Raw genomic sequence first — 17,093 nt, 5'->3', positions numbered from 1 at the left:
AAATTAATTTTAACAATAAGTGTCAAAAATAACCATTTTGTTACAACCTTTATGATAAAATTTTTAATCTCTTAAAAAAATTAAGAAAACAAAAACTTTCTGCTTCAAAATTCATGAAACACAGCAAAGAACTTCCTTAAAAACACCTGATCCTTTTAAAAATTTAATAAAAAAAGTACCTAACAAAGGATGCCAAGTACTTTCTTTAAAGATCTTTTAATCGTTTATAAATTCAAAAACAATTTTGGATTGATTGGAGTTCCGTTTTTATGCACTTCATAATGCAAATGAGGTCCTGTAGATCGTCCGCTATTTCCGGATTTTGCAACAACTGTTCCTACCTCTACCTCATCGTTGGTTTGCACCAACAATTCAGACAAATGTCCGTAGAGCGTCGCTAAACCATTTCCATGAGAGACTATCACACATTTTCCGTACCCACCTTTAGTTCCGGAGAACACCACTTTTCCTGCAGCGGTACATTTTACATCACTCCCAAAAGGCACAGCAAAATCCATCCCTTTGTGAAATTGCATCTGAACCGCCGGTTTTTCACTTCCTTTTTTGGTCATGGCGCTATCGCTTTTACTCGTATTCGAGTTGGTCACCGGAGTCCCAACGGTTGCTAAAACGGTTTTGAAAGGAATGGGATTAACCCTCTTCCCGAAATTAGAAGAAACCCTGCCGTCCGTTGGTGCACCCAAAGGCACTTGCATAAGTTTGTTCTGTAAGTCCACCAAAAACTGGCTGTATCTGTTGCTTTGCTTGGCCAGATATACAGAATTATCCAAACTATCTTGTGCCAACTGCTCTACTTTTGCATCTACAATGTTTTTAGAAGCTAAAAATGAACGAAGAGATCGCACCGTATTGTTGATTAAATGAAGGTCTGTTTTCATTTTGGAATAATCGATACTGTCTTTTTTTGTATTGATTTTCACCAAATTCACTTCATAATTTTTATTGTCTCTTTCTGCAAATAATTTCCCAATTAACAGTGCCTGACCGATGATTACAGATAGAAAAATTCCTAACAACAAGGTTGCATTTTTAGGTTTTCTAACTTTTACCAAAATTCTTTTCATTAGCCTTTCTTTAAATTATTTTTTATCTAAAAACGCGACAAAATTATAATAATATCTGAAATAGAAAATTTATTTAACATAATTTTAATAAGTTTTCAATTCAATTTAATTATCATTCTGATTTCTTTAAAAACAACTTTATAATCTCCAAACACCATAAATTATTAATTTACAAATACTTATAAACACAAACAAAACAATTACAGTCATTACAATTCGACCTTTTCCTCAACCTAAAATATATCATAAGATACAGACTTTAACATTTAAACAATTCTACTTAAATATCATTATCTTTGTAGTCATTTTAATTTGACATGGCAAAAAAGACTGAAAAGCATCCCTCTAACACGCAAACAACAAAAAACATCAACCCGAGTCTACCTGTAGTAGGCGTTGTAGGAAGTGGTAGCTTTGCAACAGCAATTGTAAAAATGTTGGTAGAGAACGCACCCGTTGTTCATTGGTGTGTACGAAATGAATTTGTTAAAGGCGCCATAGAACTAAAAGGGCACAATCCCACCTACCTTACGGCGGTACATTTCGACTTAAAAAAAATAAATATCACCACAGACATCAACGAATTGGTCAAGCAATGCGATATTGTTGTCTTGGCAACTCCCTCCATCTATCTGTCCGACACTTTAGATCAGATGAATGCGGATGTCAAGGGCAAAATCTTCATCTCCGCCATTAAAGGTATTGTGCCGAAAGTAAATGATGTCGTTGCCAATTATTTGAGAGAGCAATTTGGTATTGGCTATAAATGCCAAGGCGTGATTGCCGGCCCTTGTCATGCCGAAGAAGTCGCCATGGAAAGGCTTTCTTATCTGACCATTGCTACGGTTGAAGATCAGGTTGCCGATCAATTGTTAAAACTATTTTCTTCGGACTTCATCAATGTACACTGTTCCAAAGATGTTTTGGGTAACGAATACAGCGCAATACTCAAAAACATTTATGCCATTGGAGCAGGTATTGCTAGCGGTTTGGGATATGGAGACAATTTTATTGCCGTTTTTGTATCCAATGCCATCCGTGAGATGGAAACCTATCTTGAAGCCATTTATGAAGCCCCGAGGGATGTGAATGAGAGCGCCTATCTTGGTGATTTATTGGTAACTGCCTATTCGCTTTTTTCCAGAAACAGAAACCTGGGAAATCTCATCGGCAAAGGCTACACCGTAAAATCGGCTTTGCAATCCATGAATCAAATTGCCGAGGGCTATTACGCTTGTGACAGCATCTACTTTACAGCAAAAGAAAAAAATGTAAATGCTCCAATCATCGAAAGCATTTACAAAATATTGTACGACGGCAAGGATGCCGAAAAAACATTTTCTAAATTAGTAACCAAATTAAATTAAGCCTTCCCGTCAATGTTCAATCTTGGAAACTACCTTCAACTCTCTACTTTTGGAGAAAGCCATGGAAAAGCCATCGGCGGCATCGTTCACAATTTTCCATCTGGAATTTTATTAAATTTAGAAGAAATCCAACGACAATTGGACAGAAGAAGACCAGGACAGTCCGCTCTTGTCACTCAAAGAAAAGAAAGCGATACCGTCCAATTTCTTTCTGGTATTTTGGATCAAAAATCAACAGGTACAAGCATTGGATTCATCATTGAAAATGAAAATCAAAAATCCAAGGACTACGATCACATTAAAGATCAATTTCGTCCCTCGCATGCCGATTTTACTTATCAGCAAAAATTTGGCATTCGAGATTTTGCCGGAGGCGGAAGATCATCAGCTAGGGAAACCACCAACTGGGTTGTTGCCGGAGCTTTGGCCAAACACATCCTTCCGGAAGAAATAGAAATCAATGCCTATGTTTCTTCTGTTGGTGATATTTTTTGTGTGAAACCCTATCAGGATTTGGACTTCAGCAAAACCGAAAGCAACGATGTCCGTTGTCCGGATGCTGAAACGGCAGAAAAAATGATGACCAAGATAAAAGAGATTAAAAAAGAGGGCAATACCATTGGAGGCACCGTTACTTGCGTGATTAAGAATGTGCCGATCGGCATTGGCGAACCTATTTTTGGAAAACTACAGGCCCAATTGGCACATGCCATGTTGAGCATCAATGCCTGCAAAGGATTTGAATACGGAAGTGGATTTTGTGGCGCAAAAATGACAGGCAAAGACCACAACGATCTTTTCAATGCTGATTTTAGCACCAAGACCAATTTGTCTGGAGGCATACAAGGTGGGATCAGTAACGGAATGGACATCTATTTCCGAGTGGCTTTCAAACCGGTAGCCACCTTATTGTCAGCGCAAGAAAGTTTTGATGCCCAAGGCAATCCCACAATTATTGAGGGAAAAGGAAGACACGATGCATGTGTAGTACCTAGAGCCGTACCAATTGTAGAAAACCTTGCAGCCTTTGTTTTGGCCGACTTGTACCTCATCAACCAATCAAGAAAAATAAAATAATTAACAACATAAATCTAATTTAAAATCAACATGAAAAACTACTGGGACAAAACCGTAAACTTTCAAGAATATTTCAACATTGCAGACGAAAGAGTAAAAAATCCGATTGAAGGCGACGAAAAACAAGAATACTACAACCTTGGTGTACAAAGAATGAATCGTACTTTGAAAACTTTTAAAGTTGAGGATGACCTGTCTGAGGCATTTAAAGCGAAAAACTTCAATGGAAAAATCATGATCATCTCCGAGCCTTGGTGTGGTGATGCCAGCGCAACTGTACCGGCATTGTACAATTTTTTCGAAGCATGTGGTACTGACTGCAAAATCTTCCTTAGAGACCAAGACACTAGCCTTATCGATCAATTTTTAACCGACGGAACGCAATCCATCCCTAAAGTTCTTATTTTGAACGAAGATTTTAGCGTAAAAGCATCTTGGGGACCTAGACCAAAATTCGGATTGGAATTGTTAAAGAAATTCAAAGAAAATCCAGAAAGCTACCCAAGAGAGGAGTTTTACAACGATCTTCAAGTTTATTACGCAAAAAACAGAGGTCGAGATGCAATACAAGAAATCTTAGAACTTATCTAATTACCCAAAGGGAAGAGCTTTGTTCTTCCCTTTATTTTAATTACAAACAAATCGTATGAAAAAGTACATCTTTTATTTCATTATAGGCATTGTTATTTCAGGAGCCTTGTATTGGATTGCTAACCAAAGTACTTCGGACTCTCCTCTTTCTCCAACAGCGACGGTGGAAGAAATCAATAAGCTCTCCGAGGCGGATTACGACATCGACCTAAAAGGAATCAATGCACCGGATACCAACCTTAAAAACTTCAGAAATAAAAAGTTGTTTCTAAATTTTTGGGGAACATGGTGCCCACCATGCAGAACAGAATGGCCCACCATACAAGCTTTGTACAACAACAAAAAAGGTCAGTTGGATTTTGTACTGATTGCCATGCAGGATCAGGAAGAAAATGTTGTAAAATTTTTGAAAGAAAACAAGTACAGTGTACCGGTGTACATTGCCAAAAGTCCAATTCCGGCCTCACTATTACCCAAAGCATTTCCGACCACATTGTTACTGAATACGGATGGGAAGATCTTTTTCAAAGAAGACGCATCAAAGGATTGGAATAACAAAGACTCCAACGATTTAATTAACACCTTCTTAAAATAATATTGGTACACAATTTGTCTATCTTTGCAAAGAAAAAAGATACCAAAACACAAAATGAAGTATTCAAAATTCAAAATTGCTAGAGAAGCAATCAAGCATGAAGGGTTTTTACAGAAACTGCCCATCATTATTAGAATGTTAAAATCCATTTTTTCTAAAGGTGGATACAAACCCGGCAAGAAAAACCTCTTTGTACCGGGACTCATTCTCTTGTATCTCATATCTCCCATCGATGTACTTCCCGATTGGATCCCCCTCATTGGAATTGCGGATGACCTTGCGTTATTGGCCTTTGCCATCCCTTTTTTAATGAAAGAAGCCGACCGTTTTGAAGAGTGGGAAAACGACAAGAATCCGGATCTAAAAATTAAAGAAGCTGAAATTGTTGAATAAACGAAAGTCGTCAGAAAAAAACTGACGACTTTTTTATTTAAGCACAACAAAGACAAATCATTTGCTTAAATTTGCAAAATCTAATAAATCGAAATGGAAAATAAAAAAGAATTCTTTTTAGAATGCTACAAACACGGCATCATCAAGTTTGGACAATTCACCTTAAAAAGCGGTATAGAAAGTCCATTTTATGTAGATTTAAGACCATTGGCTTCGGATCCAAAAATCCTTAAAAACCTGGCCAATCACTTGCTGAACATGTTGCCGTTGGACAATTTCGATTTAATCTGCGGTGTACCTTATGCAGCACTACCTATGGCTACCGCCATGTCGCTTGAAAGCAATTTGCCCCTCATCATCAAAAGAAAAGAAGCCAAACAATACGGCACAAAAAAATTAATTGAAGGTCTTTTCCAAAAAGGACAAAACTGTCTTTTGGTTGAAGATGTGATTACTTCAGGAAAATCCCTTTTGGAAACCATCCCTGAAATTGAAAACGAAGGCATAAAAGTTTCTGATGTTGTTGTGGTCTTGGACAGAGGACAAGGCGGTAAAGAATTGCTAGAAAGCAAAGGTTATCGTGTACACACCCTGTTCACCATACAAGAAGTATGCAGTATTTTGCAAGAAGAAGGTCATCTTTTAGAAGATGAAATCGGCAGAATCAACGATTTCTTAGCGGGTAATGTGGTGAAATTCGAAGAGAAAAAAAGATTGAGCTACGAGAAAAAAATGGAAATTTCCGAACATTCTCTTTCAAAAAAAATCATCTCTATTGCTCTTGAGAAAAAATCCAACCTTATTGCTTCTGCGGATGTACTGACCACCAAAGAACTTTTGGATTTGGCAGAAAAAGTAGGTCCGCATATTGTTGCGCTAAAAACCCACATCGATATTCTTTCGGATTTTGACATGGAAACCACCATACTTCCACTAAAAGCTTTGGCAGAAAAACACAATTTCTTGCTGATGGAAGATAGAAAGTTTGCGGACATCGGCAATACCCAAGAATTGCAATTCAGCCACGGAATCTACAGAATTGCTGAATGGGCCGACTTTGTAACCTCACAAGTCATTGGCGGTTACGAAAGTTTGGACTGCTTCCGTAATGTCGGTGTGGTTGCCATACTGGGAATGTCTTCTAAAGGCACACTTACCGACCAAAACTACCAAGACGAAGCTTTGAAAATTGCTCTTAGCCATCCGAATGTTTTCGGAGGAGTTTCTCAAAGACCCCTCACAGAAGATTTATTGCTTTTCACACCAGGTGTAAATTTGGACAGCAAAGGAGATAGCAAAGGTCAGCAATACAACACACCGGAACATGTTTTTAAAAACCTGCACACCGATTTTATGATTGTTGGCAGAGGCATCTACAAATCTACAGATATCGAAAAATCGGCTTTACACTACAAAATAGCCGGTTGGGAAGCTTATGAAAAGTCATTAGCTTAATCTGTATTTCATATAAAAAAGAGCTGTCCTCATCATTTGGACAGCTCTTTTTTTATATTTCTATCACTACCGGACAGTGGTCGGAATGGACCACATCGGTCAGGATACTAGCATTTTTCACTCGTGGCAATAGAGGTTGGGTCACAAAATGATAATCCAATCGCCAGCCTAGATTCTTGGCTCTCGCACTTTGTCTGTAACTCCACCATGAAAAAGTCTGTACACCTGGATTTTGGTTTCTAAAAGAATCTGTAAGATTGCATTCCTTCATAAATTTGGTCATCCACTCTCGCTCAATCGGTAAGAAACCGGAAACATTTTTTAAACCCTTGGGATTGTGAATGTCTATTTCTTCATGACAGATATTAAAATCGCCACAGATGATCAAATTCGGAACTTCTTTTTGAATTGTGTTGATGTATTTTAGGAAATCTTCTGCAAATTGGAGTTTAAAATCCAATCTTTCGATGTTGGAAGCCGATGGCACATAAACGGAAAGAACGGAAAAATCATCAAAATCTGCTCGGATAATTCGGCCTTCGGCATCGTATTCTTCAATGCCACAACCGTATTCGATATGATTGGGTTTTTGTTTGGTTAAGATCCCCACACCGCTGTATCCTTTTTTTTGTGCAGAAAACCAATAGCAATAATATCCTAACGCTTCCAAAGCTTTTGTATCGATCTGTTCGGGACTGGCTTTGGTTTCTTGCACACCTACTACATCGGGGTTTTCGGATTGCAACCATCCGGTAAGGTCTTTGGTCATGGCAGCTCTAATGCCATTGAGATTGTAAGAGATAATTTTCATAAGACGAAAATACAGAAATAAGTTATGATAAAAAAGTCGGAAAAAATTTTTGACTTCCTTCCGACTTCCTAAAAAAATAATCTATGAAAATAAAATTACTTAGGTTCTAAAACACAAATGGGGATGATGCATTCTTCCAGAGAAATACCACCGTGCTGATAAGTGTCTTTATAATAATTCACAAAATGGTTGTAGTTTTTGGGATATGCCAAAAAAGTATTGTTTTTTGCAAAGATGTATTTGGAGCTCAAATTTCCTTTTGGTAAAAATAATTTCTCCGGTTGCGTTACGGCCCAAACTTCTTTTTCGTCGTAGGTTAGGGACTTTCCGGTTTTGTAGCGTATGTTGGTCGATGTTTCTCTATCTCCAACCACCTGACTGGTTTTTTTGACATATACGGTACCGTGATCGGTAGTGATTACCAGTCGGAAACCGTTTTCCGATGCGGCTTTTATAAGCTTAATGATCGAAGAGTTTTCGAACCAGTTATAGGTCAGAGACCTAAATGTTTTATCGTCACGGATCAATTGATCTACAATATGGTTATCCGTTTTGGCATGTGACAGTATATCTATAAAGTTATACACCACTACCAAAAGGTCATTTTTTTTGTATTGATTGAATTCGTCTAAAATTTTCTTTTCATAGTCAGCATTCAGAACTTTTAGATACTTCATGCTCTTGTCACCCAGCCCCAATCGTTTCATTTGATCGGCAAGAAAATCTTTTTCAAATTCATTTTTATTGCCGTCTTCGTTATCGTTGAACCATTTATCCGGGAATCTTTTTTCAATTTCACTAGGCATTAATCCTGCAAAGAAAGCATTTCTTGCATATTGAGTAGCCGTTGGAAGTATGCTGTAATACGAATCTTCTGAAACCTTATTATAAAATTTGGTAAACAAAGGCTCTATCACCTTCCATTGGTCGAATCTCAGGTTATCTATCATGAGCAACAAGACTTTATCCTCCTGAAGTTCTGGCTTTATTTTGTCTTTAAAAAGGGTGTGGCTCATCATCGGTTTGTCTGATGTGTGCAACCAATCTTCATAATTTCTTTCAATAAATTTAGAAAACTGAATGTTGGCTTCTTCTTTTTGAGATTGTAACAAGTCTGCAAATTCGCTATCAAAAACTTTATCAAATTTTATTTCCCAATTCAGAATTTTCTTATAATAATCGGCCCAATCTTGGTGATTTCTAAGATAAGACAGCTCCATAGACAGGTTTCTGAATTCTTGTTGGTATTGCAAAATGGTCTTTTGTTCTACAAGATTTTCTTCTTGCAGATTTTTTTTCAGCGAGAGTAAAATCTGATTGGGGTTGACAGGTTTTAGGATATAGTCTGAAATTTGAGATCCTATGGCCATCTCCATAATGTGTTCTTCTTCACTTTTGGTGACCATCACAATTTTCATGGACGAATCCTTTTCTTTGAGCATGGGAATGGCATCCAATCCGGAAATTCCAGGCATATTTTCGTCCAACAATGCGAGTTGAAATTTTTCCTTTTCAATCAATTCCAAGGCTTCATTTACATTATTGACGGGAGTGAGTTGATAACCTTTATTTTCCAAAAACACAATGTGTGGTTTTAGAAATTCAATTTCGTCATCAATCCATAATATTTTCGACATAATTTTTCTAGTTTAATTGTGAATGCTGAATGATTTTTCAGCCAGCAATTGAAATCAAAAATACGACCAATTCTTCTTAATATTAACCAAAATTAAGATGAAGTTTCGTTAAATTTTCGTTAAACAAAATGAATAACCCGTTTAAAGTACTCATTATAAAACCTTTAAAAAAAATGAAAATAAGCAATTGATTTTGAAAAAAAATAAAAAACCGGAGACTGAGCTCCGGTTTATGATTTCATAAAAAACAGTATTTAGTCAAATATATAACTAAGTCCTACACTAACCACTTGGGTTGTTTTTGCTTTTTGAATGTTAGGATCCATACCCGGTTCTTTCATCAAGTTAGGATAGGTATTCGAGAATCCCATATCGTACTTTAGGGTAAGTTCCATCTTTCGCATGTAGCTATAGCCAATACCTGCACCCAGTCCGAAGTTAAAAGAATTGGCTTTACCATTCACTCCAGGATAGGCGGTTAATTGATCCACGGCATAATATGCTTTTGAAGGATCCGTTACTTTTTGATTTACCAAAAAGTTGAATCGAGGACCAATCAAACCAAAGAACTCAGATTCGGCTTCGGAGAAATAAACTTTAAACATTAAAGGCACAGAGATATAATCTTCGGCATATACCGCATTATATCCTGGAGTTCCTTTAGCATCTTTGTCTTTTCCGGTTTCGCCTGCTCCATAGTATTCAACACCCGGTTGTATAAAAAACATTTGATTTCTATCGACCGGTATCAATGCCAAAACCCCAGCATGGAAAGAATATCTTGGTCCTGAAGGGTTGTGTGCATGTCTCACTCTGGAGTAGTTCAGTCCACCTGTTACACCGTAACGGGTATTGCTAAAATCTATTTGTGCAAATGCCATAGAAGAAAGCGTTAGAGCAGAAGCTAATACTAATTTTTTCATGATATGTGTGTGTTTTTTAGATTCTTATCCTAAAATCTTAGCTACCGTTTTACCGATATCTGCAGGAGATGCTACAACATTAATTCCGCATTCTGCCATGATTTCCATTTTAGCTTGTGCGGTATCTTCTGCACCACCAACGATTGCACCAGCGTGTCCCATTGTTCTACCTTTAGGTGCTGTTTGTCCTGCAATAAAACCAACAACCGGTTTTTTAGAACCGCTATCTCTGTACCATCTTGCAGCTTCCGCTTCTAGGCTACCACCGATTTCACCAATCATTACAACGGCTTCAGTTTCCGGATCGTTGATGAACAATTCCAAGGCTTCTTTAGTGGTTGTACCGATGATTGGATCTCCACCAATACCGATAGCAGTAGAAACTCCGTAACCGGCTCTTACTACTTGGTCAGCAGCTTCATAAGTTAGAGTTCCTGATTTGGAAACGATACCTACTTTTCCTTTTTTGAAAACAAAACCTGGCATAATTCCGATTTTTGCTTCGTCAGAAGTGATGATTCCTGGGCAGTTAGGACCGATCAATCTACAATCTCTGTCAGCAACATACGATTTTACTTTTACCATATCAGCAACAGGAATACCTTCTGTAATGGCAACGATTACTTTGATCCCTGCATCTGCAGCTTCCATAATGGCATCTGCTGCGAACGCTGGTGGTACAAAAATGATGGATACATTGGCTCCTGCTTTTGCTACAGCATCTGCAACAGAGTTGAATACCGGTTTGCCAAGGTGTTCTGTTCCACCTTTACCTGGAGTTACACCACCAACAACATTGGTTCCGTACTCTATCATTTGTCCTGCATGGAAAGTTCCTTCGTTTCCTGTAAAACCTTGTACGATTACTTTAGAATCTTTGTTTACTAATACTGACATTATTTATTTGTTTTTTTGATAATTAAAAATTATATACTTTGGGCAAATTTACTGATTATTCAGTGGCTAAAAAAATTTGAATACGAAAAATAGAATTCAAACTTAAAAAAAATTATTTTAAATTTTTCAATTTCACTTCATTACGAAGATAATCTTTAAATTCTTGAGCTAGTGGACCGAAGTAGGTTCCTTTCTTCAAACTTTTATTCACCCCGGTTTGTCCTAAAATAACGGTACCTTTCTCGATGGTTAGTCCTGATGCCATCCCTACTTGTCCCCAAATGCTGACTTCGTCGCCAATTTCGCAACATCCGGCAATACCTACCAAGGAAGCGATAAGGCATTTTTTGCCCAATTTGGTATCGTGCCCAATTTGGATTTGGTTATCCAAGACAGAGCCTTCGCCAATGATGGTACTATCCGTAACACCACGATCTATGGTGCAACCGTTCCCTATTTCTACATGATCTTCGATGATGACATTTCCTACGGAGATGAGTCGGTCAAAATTTCCGTTTAATTTTCTATAATAAAAAGCATCGCCACCGATAACGGTGTTGGATTGTATGATGACATGATCGCCAATTTCCGTTCGATCTCCAATAACCACATTGGGAAAAATATGGCAGTTTTTTCCGATCTTCACTCCATTACCAATAACTGCGGAAGGATGGATAAAAGTATTTTCTCCGATTAGAGCATCGTTAAGATCCTCACGAAAGTTGTGAATTTTAGTAAAATGCGTGTTGATGATGTTAAAGTCTCTAAAAGGATCTTCAGAAATAAGCAATGCTTTACCTACGGGACAATCCACTTCTTTGTCTATTAAGATGATGGTTGCTGGGGATTGCAATGCTTTGTCGTAGTATTTGGGATGGTTCACAAAAACAATTTCTCCAGGTTGCACCCGATGAATTTCGTTGGTCCCTAGGATCTTAAAATCTTCTGAGCCTATAAATTTTGCTTGGATAAGATCCGCAATTGTTTTTAGAGTTTGAGGCTGTTGAAATGTCATTTCTAAAAAAAATTAATTAAAAAAAATAAAATCTCCACTAATTGGAGATTTTATATATGAACAGTAAAAGATTACTTCACTCTTTCTATGTAAGATCCGTCTTCTGTATTGATTTTGATTTTATCACCAGCCTCTATAAACAAAGGTACCAAAACACGAGCTCCCGTTTCTACGATGGCATTTTTCAATGCATTGGTTGCCGTATTTCCTTTTACTCCTGGATCTGCTTCTATAACTTCTAGATACACCGTTTGAGGTATCTCTGCAGAAAGTGGGGTTTCATCCACTTCTTTCAGGATGATGGTTACTTCTTCACCCGCCTTCATAAATTGAGCATTCTCAATCATTTCTTTGTTGATGTAGATTTGTACGAAATCTTCATTGTTCATGAAGTGGAATCCGTTTTCATCGTCGTAAAGGTATTGGAATTTACGAGTGATTACTTTTACTTCATCAATTTTATGACCTGCAGAAAAAGTATTGTCCAATACCTTTCCGTTGGTTACAGATTTTAGTTTTGTCCTTACGAAAGCTGGACCTTTCCCTGGTTTAACATGTTGAAAGTCAATAATTTTATAAATATCATTACTGAATTCAATACAAAGTCCTTTTCTAATATCAGCTGTTGTTGCCATTAAATGTTAATTTATTTCTAATTTAATTGTTATTCTTTACCTGTTCCGTATCCTTTTACAATACCTCTTGGTGAGTTTTTGATAAATTCTAAAACCTCATCTCTTTCTGCCGTTGGAAGCATTTCTTTTTCGATCAGCTTCATGGCTTGCGAGACATTCATCTTGCTTTGAAATAGGTATTTATAAATTTTTTGAAGTTCAAAAATTTTATCGTTGGTAAAACCTCTTCGTCTCAACCCGACCGAATTGATACCGGCATAACTCATGGGTTCTCTAGCCACTTTTACATACGGCGGAATGTCTTTTCTCACCAATGTTCCACCAGAAATCATGACATGTTTGCCAATCTTACCAAACTGATGCACCGCAGAGAGACCTCCCATCACGGTATAATCGCCTATCTCTACATGTCCTGCAATACCGCAACCGTTTACAATAATGACATGATCCCCCAAAACGCAGTCGTGAGCGATATGAGAAGTCGCCATGATCAGACAATCCTTCCCTATTTTGGTGTACCCCAATGCTTTTGTCCCTCTGTTGATGGTCACACACTCTCGTATGGTACTTCCATCTCCAATGATGACTTGAGTATCTTCTCCGTCAAATTTTAAATCTTGAGGAATGGCAGAAATGACGGTTCCTGGAAAGATTCTACAATTTTTTCCAATTCTGGCTCCATCCATGATGGTCACATTGGGACCAATCCATGTGCCTTCGCCTATTTCTACATCGGCAGCAATGGTTGTAAAAGGTTCTACAACGACATTCTTACCGATTTTTGCTCTTTTATCTACGGCAGCAAGTTGATGAATCATACGATTATGCTTTAGTTTTTGCGATTTGTGCCATAAGTTCGGCTTCTACAACGACATTATCGCCTACATAACCGTAACCTTGCATGTGCACAATTCCACGACGGATAGGCTCCATCAATTCTATTTTAAAGATAATTTGATCTCCAGGAATTACTTTTTTCTTGAATTTCACTTTATCAATTTTTACAAAATAAGTCGAATAATTTTCCGGATCTTCAACATTTGCCAAAGCCAAAATTCCACCCGTTTGAGCCAATGCTTCTATTTGCAAAACCCCTGGCATTACGGGCTCTTTTGGGAAATGTCCTTGGAAGAAGGGCTCGTTCATGGTAATGTTCTTCAACCCTACCACATGAGAGTCTGACAACTCCAGAACCTTGTCCAACAATAGGAACGGATAACGGTGCGGAAGCAATTTCATAATTCCATTGATATCGTACACCGGTTCTTTGGTCAAGTCGAAATCAGGAACATTTTTCTTTTTTTGAAGTTTCCATTGTCTGTTCAGTTTTTTTGCAAACTGAGTATTTACAAAATGACCGGGTTTATTTGCGATCACTTTTCCTTTTATTTTCACACCCACAAGAGCTAGATCTCCAATGACATCCAACAATTTGTGTCTTGCGGCTTCGTTAGGATAGTTTAAGGTCAGATTATCCAAAATTCCGTTAGGCATTATGGAAACCGTATCTTTCCCGAACGCTTTTTTCAACTTTTCAGTTGTATCCGGTGTTAGATCTTTATCTACATAAACAATGGCATTGGTAATGTCTCCTCCTTTGATAAGTCCAGCGTCCAAAAGCATTTCCAACTCATGTAAGAAGCTGAAAGTACGAGCTGAAGAAAATTCTTTTTTAAATTCTGAGATGTCCTTTAAAGTTGCATTTTGAGTACCCAAAACTTTAGTCCCAAAATCAACCATGGTGGTAATTTCGTAATTTTCAGAAGGAATAATGGTAATTTCCGATCCCGTTGCAGGATCTACATAATTCATGACTTCTTTGATTACCAAATATTCTCTAGGAAGGGTCTGAACCTCAACACCTGCTTGTTCTATTGCTTCTACAAAAAACTTTGAAGAACCGTCCAAGATTGGGGGCTCAGCACTGTTCATTTCCAAAATAGCATTGTCGATATCGCACCCCACAAGAGCGGCTAAAAGATGTTCGCAGGTATGAATTCTTACTCCTAATTTTTCCAGAGTTGTCCCTCTTTCAGTAGTGGTAACGAAATTGACATCGGCTTCCACCTGAGGATGTCCCTCCAAATCGGTTCTTACAAATACAAATCCTGTATTCTCTTTTGCCGGTTTTATGGTTAGTTGTACTTCTGCACCTGTATGCAGTCCAATTCCTGAAAGTGTTACTTCTTGTTTAAGTGTTTTTTGCAAGTCACTCATTAGTTTGATCTTTTGAGTTATTTTCTAGTTGATTAATTCTTTTAACGATTTCTGTAAGGTTTCTAAAATGCACATAGTTTCTACGATAATCACTTGCTGAAATAGCAGGAGAACCGTACAAAACATCGCCATCCTTCACAGAATTATTGACACCACTTTGTGCCTGTATTTTCACTTGATTCCCAATTTTGATATGTCCTACCACACCCACTTGTCCACCGATTTGGTTCCAATCTCCAATTACAGTAGATCCGGCAATACCGGCCTGAGCTGCAATCACATTGTTTTTACCAATCTTAACATTGTGGGCAATCTGAATTAGATTATCAATTTTAGTTCCTCTCCCAATGACTGTTGAACCTATAGTCCCTCTATCTATGGAACAATTGGAACCTATTTCTACATCGTTTTCCAAAACCACATTTCCCAATTGAGGGATTTTTTGAAATCCGTCTTTTGTGGGTTGAAAACCAAAACCGTCGCTCCCAATTACCGTATTGGAATGAATGATGCAGTTATCCCCCAAAACACAATAATCGTATATCCTTGCACCACTGTAAATGATACAATTTTTACCAATTTTAACATTTTTCCCGATATAAACTTGAGGATAAATTTGAGATCCGTCGCCAATTTTTGCTTTCTCAGAAACATAGGTGAACGCTCCGACATAGACATTTTCTCCCAACTCTGAGCTTGGATGAAAAAAAGATCCGCTTTCCACTCCTGTCCTTCTTCCTTGCATTTGCTGGTAGAGATTCATCAGAATTTGAAAAGAAAGATAGGCATCTTCTACAGCGATTATTGTTGCTGGATAGTGTTTGTCTTTTTGGATCAAATTTTCCGAAACGATCAGAACGGAACATTTTGTATTCTCCAAAAAATGAGAAAATCGTTCTTGTGCTACAAAAGAAAGATGCCCAGACTCTCCTCCTTCTATTGGAGAAACCCCTGTTATTACGGCATTATCGTCACCGATAATTTTCCCATTGATAAATCCTGCAATTTGCGATGCTGTAAATTCCATATCTTGCAAAGATACAAATTTCTTAGAACCAACGATTTTTTTTTCTTAAAACAATGTTTTCAACGAAGAGAAAGTTTAAATTTTACCAACAGCAAAAGTCCGGATATTTCTAACTCATCTTATCTCTTTTTCCGAACATTCTCTTGGACCAAAAATCTATATCTCCCTAGGAAAAGAAAGTATATACTTGGTATTCTCTTGGGTAATGGCCGAAGTAAGTATCTGATTTTCGGATTGGTCCAAATCAACAACTTCTCCATTCTTTTTCAATAAAACAATGGGTTGCTTCTTGTTGTTGTACGGAAGTAAAGTTCTTTGAAACTCATCAACCAATAAAGCTCCGTCTTGGGTATTAAAGAATCGATTGGTTTGATCGATTTTCTCTGCTTTTAATTCTTCAGAAAAAGGATGGGACGAAATAATGGTCTTGGGCAAATTTCGCTTGGAAATACTGGTGCAGTAGTACGACAAGACGAAATCTTCACAGGTACTCCAACTTTTTATCGCCTGTACCACATCGGTATCATCCAATTGGGTAAAACGGTAGATGTCCTCAACCGATGCTTTTATAAATTTATTTTTCTCTAAAAAATAGCTCAGATTTTCCGATGCCGGCAACGATACACCTTGTGCCACCAATGTTTTGGCTCGATCCAGGATCTTCACTAAAAGATGCTCTGCCAACGCAGATGTTTTATGATAATACACTTGCCAATACATAAACATCCTTGCCGTTAAGAAATTCTCTATGGAATACACCCCTTTAGAATCCACCACCAATTCGTCATTTGCGACATTCATCATCGATATAATTCTTTGGGTGTTGATATTTCCTTCCGTAACTCCGGTATAGAAACTGTCTCTTTTCAGATAATCCAGCCTATCGACATCCAACTGCGAAGAGATGAGTTGATTGAAAAATTTTCTATGGTATTTGCCCAAAAACATTTCGATGGCCAAAGAGAGTTCACCCTGAAATTGATGATCCAGATCCTTCATCAACAAAAGAGATAGTTTCTCGTGATGCCAATCGTCCATCAGCATACTTTCCAAGGCATGCGAAAATGGACCGTGACCAATATCGTGCATTAAAATGGCCAACATGGCCGACTTCTCTTCTTCCTTAGAAATCTGAACTCCTTTTAATTTCAATGTTTCCAATGCGGTAAACATCAAATGCATTGCACCAATGGCATGATGAAAGCGGGTATGCGTAGCACCTGGAAAAATCAAATTCAACAGACCGGTTTGCCCAATCCTTCTCAGGCGTTGAAAGTACGGATGCTCGATCACATCGAAAAGAATTTCATGTGGAATTTTCACAAATCCATGAACCGGATCATTGATGATTTTCAGTTTGTTTTGCAT

Annotated in this window: 17 protein-coding genes; 6 read left to right on the top strand and 11 right to left on the bottom strand. The window is 37.7% G+C overall.

Going from position 1 to position 17,093, the window contains the following annotated elements; all coding sequences use genetic code 11:
• Positions 1-224 precede the first annotated feature (224 nt).
• Complete coding sequence (locus tag EIY84_RS05975) at positions 225-1,085, bottom strand: M23 family metallopeptidase (RefSeq protein WP_124641199.1); 861 nt, start codon at positions 1,083-1,085, stop codon at positions 225-227.
• Between the two features lie 317 nt (positions 1,086-1,402).
• On the opposite strand from EIY84_RS05975, the gene EIY84_RS05970 reads away from it, so the two are divergent.
• The 6 genes from EIY84_RS05970 (at position 1,403) to pyrF (ending at position 6,563) form a co-directional block, all read left to right on the top strand.
• Positions 1,403-2,452, top strand: a complete 1,050-nt coding sequence (locus EIY84_RS05970; RefSeq protein WP_124641197.1) for an NAD(P)H-dependent glycerol-3-phosphate dehydrogenase — start codon at positions 1,403-1,405, stop codon at positions 2,450-2,452.
• 12 nt (positions 2,453-2,464) lie between these two features.
• Positions 2,465-3,529, top strand: a complete 1,065-nt coding sequence (gene aroC, locus EIY84_RS05965; RefSeq protein WP_124641195.1) for a chorismate synthase — start codon at positions 2,465-2,467, stop codon at positions 3,527-3,529.
• A gap of 30 nt (positions 3,530-3,559) precedes the next feature.
• Positions 3,560-4,120: a thioredoxin family protein gene (locus EIY84_RS05960; RefSeq protein ID WP_124641193.1), complete on the top strand. Its 561-nt coding sequence runs from the start codon at positions 3,560-3,562 to the stop codon at positions 4,118-4,120.
• Positions 4,121-4,175: 55 nt separating this feature from the next.
• Positions 4,176-4,715: a TlpA family protein disulfide reductase gene (locus EIY84_RS05955; RefSeq protein ID WP_124641191.1), complete on the top strand. Its 540-nt coding sequence runs from the start codon at positions 4,176-4,178 to the stop codon at positions 4,713-4,715.
• Between the two features lie 54 nt (positions 4,716-4,769).
• The gene (locus EIY84_RS05950) at positions 4,770-5,108 is read left to right on the top strand and encodes a YkvA family protein (protein WP_124641189.1); all 339 of its coding nucleotides are present in this window, start codon (positions 4,770-4,772) and stop codon (positions 5,106-5,108) included.
• A 93-nt stretch (positions 5,109-5,201) separates the two neighbouring features.
• A complete protein-coding gene (pyrF, locus tag EIY84_RS05945; protein ID WP_124641187.1) occupies positions 5,202-6,563 on the top strand; it encodes an orotidine-5'-phosphate decarboxylase in 1,362 nt (453 codons plus the stop codon).
• Between the two features lie 52 nt (positions 6,564-6,615).
• Here the strand turns inward: pyrF and EIY84_RS05940 are convergent, their stop codons facing one another.
• From EIY84_RS05940 to EIY84_RS05895, 10 genes are all read right to left on the bottom strand, one after another.
• Positions 6,616-7,374 carry an exodeoxyribonuclease III gene (locus tag EIY84_RS05940; protein ID WP_124641184.1) on the bottom strand — a complete coding sequence of 253 codons (759 nt, stop codon included), beginning with the start codon at positions 7,372-7,374 and terminating at the stop codon, positions 6,616-6,618.
• Positions 7,375-7,469: 95 nt separating this feature from the next.
• Positions 7,470-9,014: a T9SS response regulator signal transducer PorX gene (gene porX, locus EIY84_RS05935; RefSeq protein WP_124641182.1), complete on the bottom strand. Its 1,545-nt coding sequence runs from the start codon at positions 9,012-9,014 to the stop codon at positions 7,470-7,472.
• A 251-nt stretch (positions 9,015-9,265) separates the two neighbouring features.
• Complete coding sequence (locus EIY84_RS05930) at positions 9,266-9,934, bottom strand: porin family protein (RefSeq protein WP_124641180.1); 669 nt, start codon at positions 9,932-9,934, stop codon at positions 9,266-9,268.
• A 24-nt stretch (positions 9,935-9,958) separates the two neighbouring features.
• On the bottom strand, positions 9,959-10,831 hold the full coding sequence (sucD, locus tag EIY84_RS05925) for a succinate--CoA ligase subunit alpha (protein ID WP_124641178.1): 873 nt from the start codon (positions 10,829-10,831) through the stop codon (positions 9,959-9,961).
• A 112-nt stretch (positions 10,832-10,943) separates the two neighbouring features.
• Positions 10,944-11,846, bottom strand: coding sequence for a UDP-3-O-(3-hydroxymyristoyl)glucosamine N-acyltransferase (locus EIY84_RS05920; protein WP_124641176.1), 903 nt, complete (start codon positions 11,844-11,846; stop codon positions 10,944-10,946).
• Positions 11,847-11,917: 71 nt separating this feature from the next.
• A complete protein-coding gene (efp, locus tag EIY84_RS05915) occupies positions 11,918-12,481 on the bottom strand; it encodes an elongation factor P (protein WP_124641174.1) in 564 nt (187 codons plus the stop codon).
• Positions 12,482-12,510: 29 nt separating this feature from the next.
• Positions 12,511-13,299, bottom strand: coding sequence for an acyl-ACP--UDP-N-acetylglucosamine O-acyltransferase (lpxA, locus tag EIY84_RS05910; protein ID WP_124641172.1), 789 nt, complete (start codon positions 13,297-13,299; stop codon positions 12,511-12,513).
• Between the two features lie 4 nt (positions 13,300-13,303).
• Positions 13,304-14,698: a bifunctional UDP-3-O-[3-hydroxymyristoyl] N-acetylglucosamine deacetylase/3-hydroxyacyl-ACP dehydratase gene (locus tag EIY84_RS05905; protein WP_124641170.1), complete on the bottom strand. Its 1,395-nt coding sequence runs from the start codon at positions 14,696-14,698 to the stop codon at positions 13,304-13,306.
• Positions 14,691-15,725: a UDP-3-O-(3-hydroxymyristoyl)glucosamine N-acyltransferase gene (gene lpxD / locus EIY84_RS05900; protein WP_124641168.1), complete on the bottom strand. Its 1,035-nt coding sequence runs from the start codon at positions 15,723-15,725 to the stop codon at positions 14,691-14,693. The genes EIY84_RS05905 and lpxD overlap by 8 nt, the downstream gene beginning before the upstream one ends.
• Positions 15,726-15,881: 156 nt before the next feature.
• Positions 15,882-17,093 carry an HD domain-containing protein gene (locus EIY84_RS05895; RefSeq protein WP_124641166.1) on the bottom strand — a complete coding sequence of 404 codons (1,212 nt, stop codon included), beginning with the start codon at positions 17,091-17,093 and terminating at the stop codon, positions 15,882-15,884.

This window comes from Amniculibacterium aquaticum, assembly GCF_003852705.1.
Taxonomy (GTDB): domain Bacteria; phylum Bacteroidota; class Bacteroidia; order Flavobacteriales; family Weeksellaceae; genus Amniculibacterium; species Amniculibacterium aquaticum.
The sequence above is the reverse complement of the archived record's forward strand: the minus strand, read 5'-3'. Positions and strand labels throughout refer to the sequence as shown.

Bases quoted from the DNA above. Each gene is read 5' to 3' on its own strand.
- EIY84_RS05905 (WP_124641170.1), bottom strand. From the start codon at position 14,698: ATGAGTGACTTGCAAAAAACACTTAAACAAGAAGTAACACTTTCAGGA.
- EIY84_RS05920 (WP_124641176.1), bottom strand. From the start codon at position 11,846: ATGACATTTCAACAGCCTCAAACTCTAAAAACAATTGCGGATCTTATC.
- EIY84_RS05950 (WP_124641189.1), top strand. From the start codon at position 4,770: ATGAAGTATTCAAAATTCAAAATTGCTAGAGAAGCAATCAAGCATGAA.
- aroC (WP_124641195.1), top strand. From the start codon at position 2,465: ATGTTCAATCTTGGAAACTACCTTCAACTCTCTACTTTTGGAGAAAGC.
- pyrF (WP_124641187.1), top strand. From the start codon at position 5,202: ATGGAAAATAAAAAAGAATTCTTTTTAGAATGCTACAAACACGGCATC.
- EIY84_RS05970 (WP_124641197.1), top strand. From the start codon at position 1,403: ATGGCAAAAAAGACTGAAAAGCATCCCTCTAACACGCAAACAACAAAA.
- EIY84_RS05975 (WP_124641199.1), bottom strand. From the start codon at position 1,085: ATGAAAAGAATTTTGGTAAAAGTTAGAAAACCTAAAAATGCAACCTTG.
- EIY84_RS05930 (WP_124641180.1), bottom strand. From the start codon at position 9,934: ATGAAAAAATTAGTATTAGCTTCTGCTCTAACGCTTTCTTCTATGGCA.
- EIY84_RS05895 (WP_124641166.1), bottom strand. From the start codon at position 17,093: ATGCAAAACAAACTGAAAATCATCAATGATCCGGTTCATGGATTTGTG.
- efp (WP_124641174.1), bottom strand. From the start codon at position 12,481: ATGGCAACAACAGCTGATATTAGAAAAGGACTTTGTATTGAATTCAGT.
- EIY84_RS05955 (WP_124641191.1), top strand. From the start codon at position 4,176: ATGAAAAAGTACATCTTTTATTTCATTATAGGCATTGTTATTTCAGGA.
- lpxA (WP_124641172.1), bottom strand. From the start codon at position 13,299: ATGATTCATCAACTTGCTGCCGTAGATAAAAGAGCAAAAATCGGTAAG.
- EIY84_RS05960 (WP_124641193.1), top strand. From the start codon at position 3,560: ATGAAAAACTACTGGGACAAAACCGTAAACTTTCAAGAATATTTCAAC.
- sucD (WP_124641178.1), bottom strand. From the start codon at position 10,831: ATGTCAGTATTAGTAAACAAAGATTCTAAAGTAATCGTACAAGGTTTT.
- lpxD (WP_124641168.1), bottom strand. From the start codon at position 15,725: ATGGAATTTACAGCATCGCAAATTGCAGGATTTATCAATGGGAAAATT.
- EIY84_RS05940 (WP_124641184.1), bottom strand. From the start codon at position 7,374: ATGAAAATTATCTCTTACAATCTCAATGGCATTAGAGCTGCCATGACC.